Source organism: Streptomyces venezuelae, assembly GCF_008642375.1.
GTDB classification, from domain to species: Bacteria; Actinomycetota; Actinomycetes; order Streptomycetales; family Streptomycetaceae; genus Streptomyces; species Streptomyces venezuelae_G.
The window spans coordinates 156,178-173,119 of sequence record NZ_CP029194.1 but is presented as its reverse complement, the minus strand read 5'-3'; the positions used below and the strand labels follow the sequence as shown (position 1 = coordinate 173,119).

The window sequence follows — 16,942 nt, the reverse complement described above, 5'->3', positions numbered from 1 at the left end:
ACTGCCGGTTCGATGCTGCGGCGCAGTCGCATGCCCCGAACGGTGGAGGCTCCCTCGTGGCAGGGCGAGCGGTGCCTCCGCGGGTTGCGGGACCTTCTCAGCTCTCCCGGAAGATCAGAGCGGCACCGAGGGGCGCTTCTGCCGGAACGAAGAGCTCCTCTCGGGACGTCCGGCGTACGGGCAGTCCGTTCTCCGCGAGCAGCGCCCGTACCCGGGCAATGTCCGGGACGGCAACTGTGCAGGCGACAAGCGCCGGGGATGCGGGCGGATCCTCACCCGGCAGCAGATCCAGGAGGTCGGCCTTGGTCACGAAGGTGACCGGCCCCTCTGGGGAGAGCGGGCGTCCCAGATACCGCTCGTACCGCTCGCTCACCAGGGAGAGTTGCCCGTCAGGTACGCAGAGCACCGCCTCGACAAGGCCCTGGGCACCGTCGGGGTGACCGAGGTGACGGGTGTTGCTGGAATTCCGGGTCCGAATCGGCAACGACGCCGATCCGGCCTTCCGGTGCCCCGTCGATCTCCAGGTGGCGAACGGGCTCCGTGCGCACGCCGTTGGGCGTCTCGGCCGGTCGGCCGACGGCGTTCACCCCGCCGTGCCCGGCGCCGGCAGCGGTGAGCGCCGCTTCGCCGCGCCGTCGACGTCCGGAGAGGAGAACATGAGGATGTGGAGCCCTTCGAACCGATCACGCCATCCGTCGAGCCGGGCGCTGGTCTCCTCGATCCGCGACATGACCAGGGGGAGCTTCTCCGGAGGGGCCTGGAGCGGAACGATCCGCGCGTCGGGTGGCAGGCCCGCCGTGCTTCCAGGCTTCACCGGGTCACCAACTCGACGAAGCTGCGGGAGAGATCGGCGTGGGTGTTCGCTGCCCCGAAGGGCGCGGGCGCGGAACCTTCGCGAGGTGCCAGCGCCGGCACGCTCGGCGGCGGAGCGTGAAATCCGAGCCGTCGGTAGAGGGCTATGCACTTCCCTGCCATGATCTGCGCGTGACCACGTTGTTTTTGATGGTCGGCCTGCCAGGGGCCGGCAAGACGACGAGAGCTCGGCAGCTCGCCGTGGAGTACGGCGCCCTGCGTCTGACACCCGACGATTGGATGATTCCCCTGTTCGGCGAAGCGGAGGCGGACGGGAGGCGCGACGTGCTGGAGGGGCGCATGCTCTGGCTCGCCTTGGAGGCGGTCAAGCTGAGCACCAACGTCGTCCTCGACTACGGCTGTTGGTCACGGGCCGAGCGGTCGGCGATCCGCTGGCTGGTGGAGGCCGAGGGCGCGTGCTTCCGCATGGTCTACCTGCCGGTGGACGATGAGACCCAGCGCGCTCGTATCGCACATCGCTGGGCGACCGTCCCCCAGGAGACGTTGCCCATGTCCGAGGGCGACATCCTTCACGGGCGGGCGCACTTTGAGGAGCCCGACGCGGCGGAGCTGGAGGGGCGTGGGGCAGCGGGCCCGCCGCCCGGCTGGGTCGGCTGGGTGGAGTGGGCCGCCGATCGGTGGCCGTCGTTCGCGTGACGGCTGCGGCCCGTGACAGCGCCCCCGTGTCAGGCGTGCCCGCACCGGCCCGAACTGACCCGCCGGACAGGCCCTTGCGTGATCTTCAATCTTTAGGCGCTTTCGGTGCTGGGGCGCGTACTTGTCCGAGGCGTCTCGTTTGTCGGAGCTGCGGGATGGCGAAGGAATGGACACGTGGTGGTGTGGCCTTGCATCGGGACTGGCACGCGCCGGCCTCAGACCCGTACTTCGATGTCCGTCTCTGGCTGCAGACCGAGACCCGGCGCGGGTGGGTATGGGCCTCCAACCTGGAACACCTGGACCTGATCAAACGATTTGCGCAGGCACCGCTGCGTGAAGGGATTCCCTGGCACGACCACGGCCGAAGGATGACCGTGGTGGCCCGCCTGCCCGCATGGATGCAGCAGGCCAAGAACCGTGACGAGGTGCTGCGGGCCATCGCCCGCATCCATGCCTCACTGGTTCGTACCTGACCTCATCTCTCACCCCTACGGCGGGGCCGCGGGTGTTTCGCTACTTCATCGGCTGTCCATACGGGATGTGGGCACATCGTGGCGGAGTGTGGGCCAGGTTTCTTCCGGCCTGGAGGCCCGAACTGCCCGCCGCCGTCATCGCCCGGGTACTCGGCGTCCACATCCGAGTCGCCGTCCGATCGGAGAAGGCATCAGTCGGCGACTGGGCCCCTTACGCGGCCGATGTCAGCCGCCGAGTCCTGGAGAACCAGTGAAGCTACGCATCACCATCCACCAAGCACGGCTCGGATCAACGGAGTTCAAGGTCATCCGACCAGCCCGGCCCTTGGTCCACGCGGTGCTCGTCGACCGCGATCGGCACCTGGACACCTACCTCGATCAGGATGCCGCCCAGCGAATCGGTGGGCTATGGAAGCTCGCCGCTTCCTCGCCGCGCTCGCTGGTCCACCTGCCGATGCGGGGGAACCGTGGCCCCTCCCACGAGCTGCCGGAAGACGGCACACGGCAGCTTGATCTCGTACTGCTGCACCACTCGCTCCAGTTCGCGCCCTCACGCTGGAAGGAAATACGACGACGGCTCGGCCCAGGGCGTCCGCAGACGGTGACGCTGCCTGGCGCAGGCCACGCCGACGAAGCCGTGGCTGACTACGAGGCACGGCACTACAAGGAGAACCGGGACCTGTTTCACCAGCATCTCCACGCCGAGACCCTGTTCATGACCGGCAGCGCGAAGGTGTTCAGGGACACCGCCGGGCACTTCTTCGACATCGCCCGCAACGGCCCCGGATACGTCCCCGGCCAGTCGAGCTACCCGCACTTCTGCACCGAACTCCACTCCAACGAAGGCATTCTCGGTGACGCGCGCGAGATCCACATCGAGTACTGCGACCAATGGGACGCATGACCTCGACCGACAGGACCCGATTGACCATGACGTTCAACGATCACCTCCGGCATGTCGTTGAGAAGGTCCCGTTCAATGGCTCGAAAGCGCGGAGGCCACACGCAATCGCTGCCCCTGGCCACGTGGTCCGACGTGTCCGAGCCCTACGGCTGGAGCCCGCTGGTGAGCGTCGAGGCGGCAGGCATCGGGCGACCCGTTTCGGGAGGTGAGGTGGCAGGATGACGCGGTGTCCGACTCCCTGCATGAACTGTGGTTGCGCGGCCTCGCTTTCAATCCGGCGGTGCCCTCCGACGTACTGATCCGCCTGATGGATCAAGCGGACGGTGAGGCCGGCCTGCTGATGTGCGAGGGTCGTGACCTGCCCGACGACGTCATCGACGCGGCCCTGCGTCATCCGGTCAGAGCCGTCCGCAGCGCGCTCGCCCGCAACCTGTACGTCGACCCGGCGCGGCTCGCCCCCCTGGCGACGGACCCGTCGGGGGTCGTCCGTGCGTGGCTCGCCGACGGCCCCCGGTCCCGGCCCCGATGGGTCCGGCCGCTGCCGGACGACATCCTCGTGACGCTGCTGACCGCGCAGGACGGGGGAGAGGACGGCAGGCTCACCGCAGATGAGATTGTCGGGGTGCTCGAATCGTCCCGGCAGATCCCGCTCTCCTTCCGCCGTTCCCTGCCCGCCCGCGAGCATCCCGAACTCCGGATACGGGCCACTTGGAGTTGGGAGTCGCTCACCCCGGCGCAGCGAGCGGCGCTGCTCGACGATCCGGACCCCACGGTCCGTGACGCGGCGCAGAACAGCACCTGGGTGCTGGATCCGGAACAAGTAGAGGCGCGACTGCCGTCCTACGAGCCGCGCAACCAGGTCTTCGTGTTCGGCACGTGCGCCCTGTCCCCGGCGCTCGTCGAGCAGTGCTTCGCGGACGGCACGGTGCGCCCCCTGGCCCGAAATCGCCACGCCCCGGCCTACGCCGTCGCCCGGCTCGCGCGCCATCCCGAGGCCGGGGTCCGCGCGCTGGTCGCCTCTCGGCCCGACCTGGGGCCGGACCTGGTCGCGGAGCTGAGGAAAGACCCGGACGAGGACGTACGGGCGCGGGCACGCCTCCATCCCTTCTCCCGCACCTGGGTCGAGTACGACATGATCCACAGGATCGTCGACCACGGCCCGGACTGCACCTGCCCGATCACCGAGCCCGCCCCGCGGCCATCAGCGGGCTGGTTCGTCGCCTGTGCGGCGTCCGGGGAACCGGTGCTCCGCCGGGTCGCGGCGAGCTGGCCCGGCCTGGCCGTGGAACTCGTCGCGGAACTCGCGCAGGACGAGGACGAGGAGGTACGGATCAGGCTGGCCTGCCATCACCCGCTGGCGCCGCCGCACCTCCTCCTGGACGTCTTCGTCACCCGCCCGGCCCACCGCCCGCACCTGCTGACTCTGCCCGCGTTCCCCCGTACGGGCACGAGCCATCTCATCGGCCACCCGGACCCGCAGGTGCGCGCCCTGGCCGCAGCCGATCCCGTCCTGGCCGATCCCCCGGTGGAAGACCCCGACGCGCCGGTGCGCCGGGCAGCCGCCGCCAACCCGAGCCTGTCACCCGAGGCCCTGGAGGCCCTCCTCGCCGACCCCCGCACCGCAGAGGGCGCCGCCGCCAACCCGTCCCTCCCCGTCCCCCGCATGCACGCTCTCCTCGACCGCTGCCTGGACGACGCCCCCACCCCGCCGGCGATGTCCCGACGCTGAGAGACCACGGTCGTGCCGCGGTCAGAGGCATGGCAACCTCCGTCGACCACCGGTCGATGCCGACACACCGGACAAGCGTTTCCGAATCTCGGTTCTGTCGCACATTCGGTAAGGGGGGTGGTCAGGCGGGCGGGGGATCGACGTCGTCCCAGTTCCATCCGGTTCGGGGGAAGCTCTCCGGCAGAGCGGAGAGGGACGTTGCCTGGTGGAAAGCGGATGACCAGTCTTCCGCGGAGCTCCACATCCTCGAACGCACCCACACCGATGCCACATCCGGCGCCGCACATCTTGAGGGACCAGCCCGCCGGTCTTCCCGACTGCGGGCCCGGGCGGAGCGAGCCGGTCATTCGCGAGTCCACTTTCAGCTCCGCTGAAGCTGGGCAATCACGGACACTCGTCGGCCCCTGTGGAACCTTCTTCGCCACCCGGGTCCTCTGTCAGGGGGAAGGACCCGGGTGGCGGGCCAGCAAGGAGTGGAGCGGATGGGCAACGGAAGGGACGAGGCGTTTACGGCGTTCATGGGCGCGCGTTACCCCTCACTCCTGCGGACGGCCAGGCTGCTGGCGGGCAGTGGCCCGCGGGCCGAGGATCTCGTGCAAGAGGCGCTGCTGCGCACCTATCGCGCATGGCACCGGATCGGGAGGCTGGAAGCCGCAGAGGCGTACGCGCGCACCACGATGGTCCGGTTGCTGGTCAAGGACCGCCGACGGAGGTGGCATGCCGAGATGCCGTCCGAGCAACTGCCGGAGGCCGCTCTTCCGGGCCACGAGGACCAGACGGCAACAGGCATGGCGGTGCGCAACGTGTTACTGACTCTCCCGCCGGCTCAGCGGGCTGTGCTGGTACTGCGTTACTACCACCAGCTCAGCGAGGGAGAGATCGCCGGCGTCCTGGGCTGTTCTCCCGGCACGGTGAAGAGCCGCGCAGCCCGTGCCCTTGAGGCCCTTCGTAACGGAGGTCTTCTGACCGCCGTCTCATACGACTGTGACAGGAGTGTGGACCGTGACTGACCAGCGGCATGTCGAGGAGGAGCAGGTGCAGCGGCTGCTCGCCGCCGCCGCGGAACTGCCCAGCAGCCCGGCCACACCTGGCGCGGACTTCACCGCCCACGCCCGGCGCCGGCTGGCGCGCCGGCGGCTGGGGGTGGCGGCGGGCGTCACCGCGGTGCTCGTTGCGACTGCGGTGGGCGTCCCTGCCATGCTCAGGGGCATGGCAGGGCAAGGAGAACAGCATCCGGCTGCCTCGGCTCAGTGCCTGCAGAGCACTGTCCAGAACCTCAGGGATGGCCAGCAGGCGGGCTTCCGGGTCGTGTACGGGCAGGTGCGGGCGGGCAGCATCGACATGGACGACGGCATCACCGGGGGCTCGGCCTTCCACTTTGATATCGATGGCACCCTTACGAACAGCGGAAACGTCCCCTCCTCCGGCACTGCCCTTACGTGGTATCCGGTATCCGAGACGCAGCTTCCTCAGCCCGGCCGCTATGTGCTGCTGCTCGCGCAGGCGGAGCGTCCCGCGAAAGACGGACGGCGTCTCTTCGAGTTCAGGCCTGATGATGTGCTGCCCTTCGGTACCGATGGCCGCCTTCAGCTGGCGTGTGAGGGAGACAAGCCAGGAATCGTGGAGATGGAGCGCCTGCGTGCCGAACTGGCCGGGCCGAAGTCTCCTGCGAAGAGCGGCCGTCCATAACGCTCAGCGTCCACGGCGCCTGCGAAAGCGGAATGGCGGTTCTACGACTGGGCCCGCATCGAGTTCCGACCCTGGCGCCGCCCCGACCGTAACCATGGAGGCCTCGGGTTCGGGCGGCCGGGACGTATCAGGCGGGCAGGTGCCAGATCTGGTTCGAGGTGCTGTTGCAGTCCCAGATCTGCACGATGTTGCCGTTGGTGCTGTCGAAGCCCCGGACGTCCAGGCAGCGGCCGGACTTCGTGTTGACGATCGCGCCGTCGCTCCGGACCCGCCACTGCTGCGCGGCGTTGCCGTTGCAGGGGCCGGTGTGCACCTGGGTGCCGTTGCCGGTGCGGCCGTCCCAGATGTCCAGGCACACGCCGACGGCGCGGATGGTGCCGTCGGCGCCGATCTTCCACCTCTGGTTGACGTTGCCGAGGCAGTCCCAGATCTGCGTGGGGGTCTTGTTGGCCATGCTGCCGCCGCGTACGTCCAGGCACTTGCCCGCGAAGCCGGTGACCTGCCCGACCGGACCGGCCGGAACGGCGGGTCCGAACGAGACGCCGCCTCCCCACCACATGCCCGTACCGAAGCAGCTCGCGGAGGTGGTGGTGTCGCCGGTGACCCAGCCGCTCCACGCCTGCGAGAAGGTGTATGACCCGGTGCTGAAGTCGTAGCTCGCACAGGTGCCCCCGACGCTCCAGGTCTGCATCGGGTCGAGGCCGGTACAGGTGGCGGACATGCCGGCCTCGGTGCAGCTCCCGACGCCGCCGGGGCCAGGGACGGTCGCTGTGGACTGCGTAGCGGCGGAGGCGGGGCTCTCGGTGGCGTTGGCGGCGGGTGCGGTGAATGCGGCGGCTCCCGCGAGCAGGGCGGTGGCGAACAGTGCGGCGGTACGGCGCATCGGAAGGTCCTTACGGAGACGGGGAACCGGTCAACCCGACTGCCAGGCCGTCGTGGTGACGATGTGACAGGTGTGCGGGTCGCGTGAAAGCTTCGGGCCCGATGTGAGCACGGTCAACACCGCGGGGTAGGGATCACGCCATCGGCCCGTCCAGGGAGGGTGGTTGGGAGTCTCCACTGCTCCCCCCACAGGCCCACCACGAACCTTCCAGGCGGGTCAGGGTGAAGATCAGGGACTCCACGTGTTCGGGGGAGCCCTCGCTCCCGTCCGAGAAGTTTCCGAACTCCAGGACCACGGAATCCTTGTCCCTGCGTGCCTTCACGTTCTGGCCGAGGCTGGCGGGCCCAGCCGCCGTTCATGGAGTAGCCGCGGGAGCGGGCATCGTCGGTGGGCTCGGGAACCATCGGGATGATCTACGGCTCCGCGTTCGCGCTGTCAACGCCGTCCATGACGATCGTCAGGCGAGAGGGGGGCGTACTCCCGCCGGCCCGAAAGGCCCAGCCGGGTCTCCGACCACCTTCCGTCGCCGGTGATGGTCAGCACTCCTTCGATGTCAGTGTTGGTCGTGAACCTCCAGGAACCCTCGGCGAACGTGGTGATCGCCTTCTCCACGGGACTCCCGCACCCCGACATGGCGGTAGCAGCAATCCCCGCCAGCAGGTATCGCAGCGCTGTCCGGCGCCCCACCAATCCCACCAATTCATGCCTGTTCATACATCCCTCCCCTCCGGAGCCCCCGTCGCAGACGCCCTCTCGTCCGATACCGCTGCTCGACGGCGCGACGCTGCTACCGGTGACAAGCACCGAACGTGCAAGGGACCGGGCCCACTTGAACGGCCACGGCAAGCGGCATTGATGGAACGGGGTGGTACTGGCCTTGGGGCCTGATCGTCTGTCTGGATCCGGCTTCGACGAAGAGCGGTACAAGGCGCAACACCGACGAACGGACCATCAACCGACTCGAGCAGCACCGGGCGGTGGCCACCCGCTACGACAAGCGCGGCTACGTCTACCTGGGTGCCGCAACCGCCGCCGGCCTCACTATCTGGCTCCGAACACGATCGGCCGGACAACTCCCAGCCGGCCACGATGCCTGGCGTCGAGCCGGGCACGTACGGAGCCGTGGAGCACCTGGCCGTTGCCCTCGTCTTGCTTGCGGCAATTGTCGCTAGGCCGCGTGTCGAGTCGTGGATACCGGGTGGTCCTGGTGAGGTCTTTGATCCAGATCATCGAGGCGTGCAGGTGGAGACTGGCGAGGCAGCTGTCGGGAGTCCCGTCGTAGGACATGGCCCGGCGACCGGCTCAGGTTCCGGGGAGGATACGGCGCGTCTCGTAGGCCCACATCGCGATCTCGACCCGGTTGCGAGCGCCGAGTTTGGCCATCAGGCTGGCCAGATGTGTCTTCACCGTGCTGAGGCTGATGTGCAGTGCATCGGCGATCTCGGTGTTGGTCAGCCCGCGAGCGACGGCGAGGAGCACCTGCTCCTCGCGGGAGGTGACGGGGGAGACCGGCTGGGCCACGGGCCGGCCGGCGGGCAGGTCCGCGAATGCCTGGAGCAGACGGACGGTGACACTGGGCGCGATGAGCGCCTCACCGTCGGACGCCGACCGTACGGCCTGTGCCAGAAGGTCCGGTCCCGTGTCCTTGAGGAGGAATCCGCGGGCGCCGGCACGCAGTGAGCCGTAGACGTACTCGTCGAGGTCGAACGTGGTGATGACGACCACGGCCAGCGGGTCGGCGACGCCCGGGCCGGCGACCAGCCGGGTGGCCTCGAGCCCGTCGAGTACGGGCATGCGGATGTCGAACAGGCAGACTTCGGGGCGTAGTTCGCGGGCCAGACGTACCGCTTCCCGCCCGTCGGCGGCCTCACCGACCACCTCGATGCCGGGCTGGGCGTTCAGCATGATCCGCAACCCGGTGCGGATGATCGTCTGGTCGTCAGCGACGAGGACGCGAATGGACACCGCTCTCGTTCCTCACTCTCGGCAGTTCGGCGTCGACATGCCAGCCCCGGTCGGTACCCGGGCCGGCTCGTAGTGTGCCGCCGAGCAGGGTCGCGCGCTCGCGCAGTCCGGTAAGTCCGTATCCGTCGCGACCCCGGCCGGTGCGCCGGCCGTTGTCGCGCACGCTCACCCGTACCGTGTGCCGTTCCGCGGTGACCCGAACGACGAGCTCGGTCGCGTCGACCGCATGGCGCAGCGCGTTGGTCACCGACTCCTGCACGATCCGGTAGACGGCCGCGTCCACGGCCGGGGGCAGCGCGTCCAGTTCGCCGTCGAGCGCCAGGTCGACCCTGAGGCGACCACCCGGCGTGCGCACCAGGCGCTCCAGATCCGCGACTCCGGCAGGGGGCGCCAGCTCGGCGCCGACTCCGCGGTCGCGCAGCGCGGCGACCATGGCGCGCATTTCCTCCAGCGTGCGCGCCCCTTCCTCCTCGACCCCCTCCAGCGCCTCGACGGCGGCGGACGGGTCGGTGCCCGCGAGCACCCGGCCCGCCTGGGCGATGATCACCATGGCCGACACATGGTGGGCCACCGTGTCGTGCAGTTCCCGGGCGAGCTGCTCGCGCTCGCGGGAGCGCACCTGGTCCAACTGCCGCTCGCGAGCGGTCACCCGGAACCGCACGGCAGCCCCGACCACGCCGGGCAGCAGCAGGAAGACAAAGCCCCCGACCTCTTCGACGACCGGGGTCTCGTACGTGACGGTCACCAGGGCGCAGGCCGCGAGGATCACCGCACCGCCGAGCACGATCTCCCGTCCCGATCCCCACCGGGGCAGCGCGTACACCAGCACGAGCACGACCATGCCGGTGTCCAGGCCGACCGGCTCGCGCGGTGCAGCGACGAGCGAGGCAACTTGAAGCAGGATCACCGAGCCGAACGCCAGCTTGACCATCGCCAGTGGGTGGGTCCGGCGCCACAAGGGCAGCAGGCACAGCCAGACGGCGAACACCACCGCCACCGGCCGCCACACGACGTCCTCCCGCAGGGTGGCCTCCAGCACCACACCGCCCAGGCCCACGGCGAGCAGCGCCCAGTCCCGCCACACCCGGGCGGGCGCGCCGGGCGGCCGGGGTTCGGTCCACAGGGTTCGCAGGTCATCTCGGAGCACGGTTCTCAGCCTAAGCACCGCGCCGCGCCGCGCATCGGCCGAAAGAACGGGACGTCACTCCGCCCTGGGGCCGACGGATCCGCGGCCCGCGGGCCGATGCCGCAGAGCGCCGTGGCGACGAACCTCGGCATCGGCGGCCGTACAAGGACGGCCGACGAGGTGGTTGGAGGACCCGATGCTCTCGAAAGCCCTGTTGCGCCTGGGCGCAAGCGCCGCCCGCCATCCCTGGCGGGTGATCGCGGCATGGCTGATCGCCACCACGCTCGCCGTCCTCGCCGCCGTCGCCTTCGGGGGGCGGACCGCGGACTCGATGACCGCTCCGGGACTGGACTCCGGACGGGCCGCGGAACTGATCGAGCGGGCAGGCACCGGCCAGGAGGGGATGACCGCCCAAGTGGTCGTCACCCCCCTCGACGACGGTGCGACGTTCTTCGACGACGACGGCGCGCGCACCGCTCTCACGCGGCTGCAGACAGAGGTGAAGCGGCTGCCGCACGTGCTTGGCACGAGCGACCCGGCGGGGGCGCTCGCCGCACGCGGGGACACCGCCGTGCGCGGCGGCCTCGTTTCGGCCGACGGGCGGATCGCGGTCGTCCGGGTGCAGTACCCCGACCAGAGCCGGCTGTCGGCCGAAGACCTCGACGCCCTCGTCGAACTCGGCGACCGGCTGCGCCCCGAGCTGCCGCTGCGCATCGAGATGGGCGGGAACCTCTTCTACGCCTTCTCCGACCCCGACGGCGGCGCGAGCGAGCTGATCGGCCTCCTCGCCGCGGCCGCGATCCTGTTCCTGGCGTTCGGTTCGCTCGTCGCCGCCGCACTGCCGATCGGCATGGCGGTCTTCGGGCTGACCGTCGGGATCGCCACGATGACGGTACTGGCGGGGGTGACCGAGGTCCCCACCTTCGCCCCGATCCTGGGCAGCATGGTCGGGCTCGGAGTGGGCATCGACTACGCGCTGTTCGTGCTCGCCAGGCACAGGGAGTACCTCGCGTGCGGGCTCGATCCGCAGGCGGCGGCCGGACGAGCGGTGGCCACTGCGGGGCGGCCGGTGGTCTTCGCCGGCGGCACCGTCGTCGTGTCGATCCTGGGCCTGGCGGTCGCGAACGTGCCGTTCATGACGGTGGGCGGGCTCGCCGTCTCGATCGTCGTCCTGGCCATGGTGGTCGCGTCGGTGACGCTGCTGCCGGCCCTCCTCGGCGCCGCCGGCCCGCGCCTGGCCCGGGCCGGCCGGATCGGCCGGGCTCTGCAGACCAGGAAGCCGGGCCGACTCGCACGGCGGCGGGACCCGGCTGCAGGCGCCGCCCACGCCGCCGGGTGGCGTCGCTGGATCGGGCACGTCAGCCGGCACCCGGTGCCGTACGCGATCGGCGCGGCGGCGCTGCTGGTGACGGCGACGCTGCCCGTGCTCGGCCTGCGCGTCGGCCTGCCCGACGACGGCTCGCTGCCCGACAGCCGTACCGAGCGCCGGGCCTACGACCTCGTCGCCGAGGGGTTCGGCCCGGGCACCAACGGTCCCCTCGTCATCGCCGCGGACCCCACCGGTGATCCGGGAGTGCTGGACCGTCTCGTCGCGACGGTGGCGGCGGATCCGGGGATCGCGTCCGTCGCGCCGACGCACATCGATCGGGCCACCGGCATCGCGACCCTCGTGGTGTTCCCGACCACCAGCCCTCAGGACAAGGCCACGGCCGACACCATCGCCCGGCTGCGCACGGACGTGCTGCCCACGGCGATCGGGCACGGCCCGGCGAGGGCGCACGTAGGCGGCGCCGCCGCAAGCCTGTCCGACGTGGGCCGACGCACCAGCGAACGCCTGCCGGCATTCGTCGCCGCCGTGCTGGCGCTCTCGTTCCTGCTGCTGATGCTGGTCTTCCGCTCGGTCGTCGTACCGCTGAAGGCGGTACTGCTGAATCTGCTGAGCATCGGCGCGGCCTACGGCATCATGGTCGCGGTCTTCCAGTGGGGCTGGGGTGGCGCACTCATCGGGCTGGAAGCGACGGTTCCGATCGTGTCGTTCATCCCGATGTTCCTCTTCGCCATCCTGTTCGGCCTGTCGATGGACTACGAGGTGTTCCTCCTCTCCCGCGTACGCGAGGAGTACCTGCGCACCGGCGACAACGGCACGGCGATCGTCGAGGGCATCTCGCGCACCGCCCGGATCATCACCTCGGCCGCCCTCATCATGGTGGCGGTCTTCCTGTCCTTCGCCGTCGCCGAGGACCCCTCCACCAAAATGTTCGGGCTCGGCCTGGCCACCGCGATCTTCATCGACGCCACGGTCGTACGCATGGTTCTGGTACCGGCGACCATGACACTCCTCGGCCGGACCAACTGGTGGCTGCCGAAGTGGTTGGACCGGATGCTTCCCCGCGGCCCGGTCGGCACCGACGACACCGACGCGGAATCCACGGGTGAGGCCCCCCGTCCACGGCTGGCTGAGCGTTGACTCAACTCCTGCCCGCCCTTGGCGTCCGGCACGTCAGCGCGTCACCTGGGGGCATATCGAGTCGTGGTCATCGGGTGGTCCTGGTGAGTCCCTTGATCCAGGTCATCGGGGCGCGCAGGCGGAGACCGGCGAGGTAGCCGTCGGGAGTCTTGTCGTATCGGATGGCGATGCCTCGCCATGCTGTGAGCTTGTTGATCAGGCGTTCGACGGTGTTCCGCTCCTTGTAGAGATCGGCGTCGTGGCTGACGGGCCGTCCACCTCCGGAGCCCTTCTTCTTCCGGTTGGCGGCTCGGTCCTTCTTCTCCGGGATGACCGCCTTGATACGGCGTTTGCGCGGGTGGGCGCGGTTTCCGCGGGACGGGTACGCCTTGTCCCCGGCGACCGCGTCCGCCCGGATACGGGCTCGGCCGACGGGCCCGCGTACCCGTGCCTTCTTCAGGACGGGGATGACCTGCGGGCTGTCCGCTGCCTGGCCTGTGGGCAGGATGAACGCCGGCGGGCGGCACTTGCGGTCGGAGGCGAGGTGGACCTTGCCGGTATGCCCGCCTCTAGAACGTCCGAGGAGGGCGGCCTTCAGCTGGAGTTTCCGCCGACGCCGGATGCGTCGTCGTTCTTCCAGCGCGGGACGACTTTCGGTCTCCTGCCCGCTTTGCGGTTGTGGACGGTCGACCAGGCGCTGAACTCCGTCGGCATCTTTTCGCCACTGCCCGCCCGTCTTGAACCGTCAGATCACGCCCTCGAACTGCTGCCGCAGTCGCTCGGGGTACGGGCCGTACTCGCCGATCGGCAAGTGCCGCTCGACCAACTGCCCATCAGGGTCGGTCAGTTGCAATCGCGTCACGTAGGATCGTCCATCGGGCCGGACCGTGCCACGAAGGCGCATCCCGCAAATTGATCACGACTCGATTCGCGCGCGAGGTACTTCGGGCCTCCGTCGTACTGCGACGCAGGTGGCAGGAGCAGGCCGCCCCATCGCCTCTGGTAGGCCGCCATCCGGTCGATCACCGCTTGGGGGATGTCTCGCTCAAGCCACCACTGCCTGTGACTTTCGACGGGCCGAACGTCGACCTTGACGCCATGTACGCCGACAAACGAACGAGCTCGTCGGGTCAGGCCACCGGGTACGTCGTTGATGAGGTGAACATTCACCGGAGGGACGCTACCCCACCAGATCGGCGCCGCAGCCGGCTTGTACGTGCCGCCCGTTGGCCACGTGATCGAGGCATCCGCGCCGCGGGTATGGCGTGCCCGAACCGGCTTCCAAGGCAGAACCGCTGCGCTAGCCTCTGGCTGTACCCGACCGCCGGAGGACCCGATGGCCCACCTCGTCTTCGACCAGGCCGAGAAGCGTGAGCTCCGCGAAGCCGCGCGTGCAGAGTTCCCGGGGAACCCTGCACTTGCGTATGTCCTCGAGAACCTTGCCTCGGAGGGCATCGACCTCAACCGGTGCCGCGACTGGGACGACATCCGGGCCGAGAAGGGCCTGCCCGAGAGGAGCGGCGACGCCTCCGAAGTTGCCTGAGCACCCGCGCGGCCGGCGTCCGAGGCTCGTGTTCATCGAGCCGGCCGAGACCCAAGCCGCTGTTCTGACGATCGATCAGTCCGCACGCCTCGACGTGGCGCTGGGTGTGATCGCCGAGGCCCCGGCCGAGGTGAAGCAGCACGCGACCGCGCCGGCGCTGCGGGACTACCAGCGCGATGGCATCCGAGTGATCTTCTACGCGACGGCGCCCGGGAGCATCCTGATCGTCACGTACGTCGAGGTCGACGAGACCGTCGAAAGCGGCTGACCCGCCGGCGGGGGTCCGCGTACGCTGCGCGGTGGATGTGACGGCAGGCCCGGGGAGGCCCTTGTGGCCGAACAGCACGAGCACACCGGCCCCGGCCGGCTCCGTACTGCCCATGCGGAGGCTCTCTTGAACCTGTGGGTGGAGGCCGCCCGCGTCCTCGTCGCCACAACCGCACTGCGGGCCGTACTCGCCCCGCCCGGTGACGAGCCGCCCGCGGCCGCTGCCCGCGACCTCGTGACTCCCGGCGCCGGGGCCTCGGGTACGGCTGGAAGGGCATCCGGTAGGCGGCCCTCGCCGATACCTGACCACCCACTGGCTTTCGTCGCAAGAACGGTTCTCGTGACCGAAGCCACGCCCCCGGTGGTGGCTACGGTCATGGCGCGCGACACACATCGCAGAAGCCTTCGGTACAACAGCCCGCGATGTGAACAAGGACCGCAAGACGCTCGACCAGCTGGGCTTCCCCGACTTTGCCCTGGGATACGGCGCGCTCATGACCAAGGGGCACCCCGCGCACTGGTACGAGTGACGCGGCGTCCTGCCGCGGCACCAGCACCAGCACCAGAGACCCCCGTTCGGGACCGCGCGGGGGTCTCTCCGTGATTTCGGCCCGACCGCAGACTCCGTGGTGCGGTTCGAACGGCGCAAGCCGGGGTGCTGGTGAGAACCGTGTCGCCGGCCGCAAGCGGAAACGATGCTCACTAAGATCGACAAACTTCAGGCTGTGCGGGCAATCCCCTACCGCCGGACCGTGGCCGGCCGGCGGGCGCGAGCCGTGCTGAGGTCACCTTCCCACCAGCTCACCGACACTCTGGTGCAGTTGCCCGTTCGCTCAGGAACCTGGAGGGCTCCACCATGAAGTACACCGTCTCGATCGAGATCGCCCTGCCGCGGGAGAGGGTGGTCCAGCTGCTCGCCGACCCGCCGCACCTGCCGAAGTGGCTGCGGGGCCTGGTGCTGCACGAGCCGCTGAGTGGGGTGCACGGGCAGGTCGGTACTAAGTCGCGGGTCGTGATGCAGATGGGGCAGCGGCAGATCGAGTGCACCGAGACAATCACGCGCCGGGAACCGGCAGACCTGCACGGGATCCCGAAAGGGGGGAGCGTCGTTCGCTTCGACCGCGAGATCGTCGGCGAGGGCATGTGGAGCGCCGTGCGCGACCGGCTGACGGAGGCCGGTCCGGAGACGACGCTCTGGGTGAGCGAGAACGAGTACCGGTTCAGCGGCTTGCTGATGCGGCTGGGGGGACTCCTGATGCCCGGCGCGTTCCGCAAGCAGTCGCTACAGCACATGCAGGATTTCAAGGCGTTCGCCGAGGAGGGCAGGGACGTCCGTGAGGCGAAGGGCTGATCTGTTCGCGGGCCCTGTCACACGAGGTGCCGTTCGGGCTGGGTGAATCCGCAGGGGCTTGAACTGGGCGCAGTCCCGCCCGCTGACGTGGTGTGATGATCAGGGACAACGGGCGGCTGCGGCCGTCGGCGCTCAGGTGGAGCCTGCTGGTGAACCCGCCGCGCGAGCGGCCGTACTGCTCCTCTTCCTCCAGTTCGGCCAGGGTGAACTTGGCGATCCGGATCTCCTTGGCGATCTCCTGCTCGAACTTGGCGCAGTCGGCGAGGAACTCCGTCCAGTCCGCGGAGCGGGCGGTGGTGAACATCTCCCGGAACCGGGCGGCGTCCTGGTCGGAGCGGCTGTCGGGCTCAGTGCGCGTGTGTGGTCCGCGCGGGTGCCGGTTCCGGGGTGGCGCCGTGCCCTGTGAGGGCTGTGCTCGTGGGGGCGGTCCGTGTGCCGCGGCCGAGGTGGTTGAAGGAGAGGTTGAGCAGGACCGCGACGACGCAGCCGGTGCTGATACCGGAGTCGAGGACGATGCGGACGCTCTCGGGGAAGGCATGGTAGAAGTCCGGGCTGGCCATGGGGATCACACCGATCCCGAGGCTGATGGCCACGATCAGGACGCGCTCGGCCTGACACCGGCGCAGCTCACCACCCTGCTGACTGCGTCCCTGGTCGTCGCGGGCCTGGCCACCGTCGCCCAGACCCTCGGCCACTGGGGTGTGGGGGCGCGGTTGCCCGTCACCAATGGTGTCTCGTTCGCCGTCGTGTCCCCGGTCCTCGCCGCTTCCGTGTCCCGGGGACAGGACACCCTGCCCCTCGTGTTCGGCGGCACCCTCGTCGCCGGGGCCGTCTGCTTCCTCCTGGCTCCCGCCTTCTGCCGGCTGGTCCGCTTCTTTCCGCCCGTCGTCAGCGGCACCGTCATCACCCTCGTCGGCATCTCCCTCCTGCCGGTCGCGGGGGAGTGGGCCCGGGGAGGCGACCAGGACGCCTCCGGCTACGGGTCGCCGTCCAACCTCGCGCTGGCCGCCGGAACCCTCGCCGTCACGCTCCTCCTCCACCGCCTCCTCAGCGGACG

General features: G+C 69.7%; 16 protein-coding genes and 3 pseudogenes. 11 read left to right on the top strand and 8 right to left on the bottom strand.

The window, feature by feature from the left end:
- Positions 1–97: 97 nt before the first annotated feature.
- Both DEJ46_RS39540 and DEJ46_RS39535 read right to left on the bottom strand, forming a co-directional pair.
- Entirely contained in the window at positions 98–484 is a 387-nt protein-coding gene (locus DEJ46_RS39540) for a hypothetical protein (protein ID WP_223834431.1), read from the bottom strand.
- 99 nt (positions 485–583) lie between these two features.
- On the bottom strand, positions 584–814 hold the full coding sequence (locus tag DEJ46_RS39535; protein ID WP_223834430.1) for a hypothetical protein: 231 nt from the start codon (positions 812–814) through the stop codon (positions 584–586).
- Positions 815–984: 170 nt separating this feature from the next.
- Here DEJ46_RS39535 and DEJ46_RS00740 point away from each other — a divergent pair, with 170 nt between their 5' ends.
- The 6 genes from DEJ46_RS00740 (at position 985) to DEJ46_RS00715 (ending at position 6,304) form a co-directional block, all read left to right on the top strand.
- Complete coding sequence (locus DEJ46_RS00740; RefSeq protein WP_150263460.1) at positions 985–1,509, top strand: AAA family ATPase; 525 nt, start codon at positions 985–987, stop codon at positions 1,507–1,509.
- A 155-nt stretch (positions 1,510–1,664) separates the two neighbouring features.
- Positions 1,665–1,982, top strand: coding sequence for a hypothetical protein (locus DEJ46_RS00735; protein WP_223834429.1), 318 nt, complete (start codon positions 1,665–1,667; stop codon positions 1,980–1,982).
- A gap of 250 nt (positions 1,983–2,232) precedes the next feature.
- Positions 2,233–2,886: a hypothetical protein gene (locus tag DEJ46_RS00730; protein ID WP_150263458.1), complete on the top strand. Its 654-nt coding sequence runs from the start codon at positions 2,233–2,235 to the stop codon at positions 2,884–2,886.
- A 280-nt stretch (positions 2,887–3,166) separates the two neighbouring features.
- Positions 3,167–4,615: a hypothetical protein gene (locus tag DEJ46_RS00725; RefSeq protein WP_223834428.1), complete on the top strand. Its 1,449-nt coding sequence runs from the start codon at positions 3,167–3,169 to the stop codon at positions 4,613–4,615.
- 482 nt (positions 4,616–5,097) lie between these two features.
- Positions 5,098–5,625, top strand: coding sequence for a SigE family RNA polymerase sigma factor (locus tag DEJ46_RS00720; RefSeq protein ID WP_150263454.1), 528 nt, complete (start codon positions 5,098–5,100; stop codon positions 5,623–5,625).
- The gene (locus DEJ46_RS00715) at positions 5,618–6,304 is read left to right on the top strand and encodes a hypothetical protein (protein WP_150263452.1); all 687 of its coding nucleotides are present in this window, start codon (positions 5,618–5,620) and stop codon (positions 6,302–6,304) included. Before DEJ46_RS00720 ends, DEJ46_RS00715 begins: the two co-directional genes overlap by 8 nt.
- Before the next feature lie 127 nt (positions 6,305–6,431).
- On the opposite strand, the gene DEJ46_RS00710 is transcribed toward DEJ46_RS00715, so the two are convergent.
- From DEJ46_RS00710 to DEJ46_RS00700, 3 genes are all read right to left on the bottom strand, one after another.
- Positions 6,432–7,187, bottom strand: a complete 756-nt coding sequence (locus DEJ46_RS00710; RefSeq protein WP_150263450.1) for a ricin-type beta-trefoil lectin domain protein — start codon at positions 7,185–7,187, stop codon at positions 6,432–6,434.
- Positions 7,188–8,489: 1,302 nt separating this feature from the next.
- On the bottom strand, positions 8,490–9,152 hold the full coding sequence (locus DEJ46_RS00705) for a response regulator (protein ID WP_150263448.1): 663 nt from the start codon (positions 9,150–9,152) through the stop codon (positions 8,490–8,492).
- Positions 9,127–10,299 carry a sensor histidine kinase gene (locus DEJ46_RS00700; protein WP_150263446.1) on the bottom strand — a complete coding sequence of 391 codons (1,173 nt, stop codon included), beginning with the start codon at positions 10,297–10,299 and terminating at the stop codon, positions 9,127–9,129. The genes DEJ46_RS00705 and DEJ46_RS00700 overlap by 26 nt, the downstream gene beginning before the upstream one ends.
- 175 nt (positions 10,300–10,474) lie before the next feature.
- On the opposite strand from DEJ46_RS00700, the gene DEJ46_RS00695 reads away from it, so the two are divergent.
- Positions 10,475–12,745 carry an MMPL family transporter gene (locus DEJ46_RS00695; protein ID WP_150263444.1) on the top strand — a complete coding sequence of 757 codons (2,271 nt, stop codon included), beginning with the start codon at positions 10,475–10,477 and terminating at the stop codon, positions 12,743–12,745.
- A gap of 67 nt (positions 12,746–12,812) precedes the next feature.
- On the opposite strand, the pseudogene DEJ46_RS00690 reads toward DEJ46_RS00695, so the two are convergent.
- Positions 12,813–13,586: pseudogene (locus tag DEJ46_RS00690) on the bottom strand (IS5 family transposase).
- 474 nt (positions 13,587–14,060) lie between these two features.
- On the opposite strand from DEJ46_RS00690, the gene DEJ46_RS00680 reads away from it, so the two are divergent.
- The 3 genes from DEJ46_RS00680 (at position 14,061) to DEJ46_RS00670 (ending at position 15,885) form a co-directional block, all read left to right on the top strand.
- A complete protein-coding gene (locus DEJ46_RS00680) occupies positions 14,061–14,267 on the top strand; it encodes a hypothetical protein (RefSeq protein ID WP_150263443.1) in 207 nt (68 codons plus the stop codon).
- 28 nt (positions 14,268–14,295) lie between these two features.
- Positions 14,296–14,535, top strand: a complete 240-nt coding sequence (locus tag DEJ46_RS00675) for a hypothetical protein (RefSeq protein WP_150263441.1) — start codon at positions 14,296–14,298, stop codon at positions 14,533–14,535.
- A gap of 855 nt (positions 14,536–15,390) precedes the next feature.
- Positions 15,391–15,885, top strand: a complete 495-nt coding sequence (locus tag DEJ46_RS00670; protein WP_150263439.1) for an SRPBCC family protein — start codon at positions 15,391–15,393, stop codon at positions 15,883–15,885.
- Here the strand turns inward: DEJ46_RS00670 and DEJ46_RS40670 are convergent.
- Together DEJ46_RS40670 and DEJ46_RS00660 are read right to left on the bottom strand one after the other, a co-directional pair.
- Complete coding sequence (locus tag DEJ46_RS40670; RefSeq protein ID WP_317852155.1) at positions 15,836–16,189, bottom strand: Chromate resistance protein ChrB; 354 nt, start codon at positions 16,187–16,189, stop codon at positions 15,836–15,838. The genes DEJ46_RS00670 and DEJ46_RS40670 overlap by 50 nt on opposite strands.
- A gap of 43 nt (positions 16,190–16,232) precedes the next feature.
- Positions 16,233–16,487: pseudogene (locus tag DEJ46_RS00660) on the bottom strand (purine permease); the annotation flags it as partial.
- Between DEJ46_RS00660 and DEJ46_RS40845 the strand changes: the two are divergent.
- A pseudogene (locus DEJ46_RS40845) lies at positions 16,422–16,883 on the top strand (solute carrier family 23 protein); the annotation flags it as partial. The pseudogenes DEJ46_RS00660 and DEJ46_RS40845 sit on opposite strands and share 66 nt — an antisense overlap.
- Between the last annotated feature and the right edge of the window lie 59 nt (positions 16,884–16,942).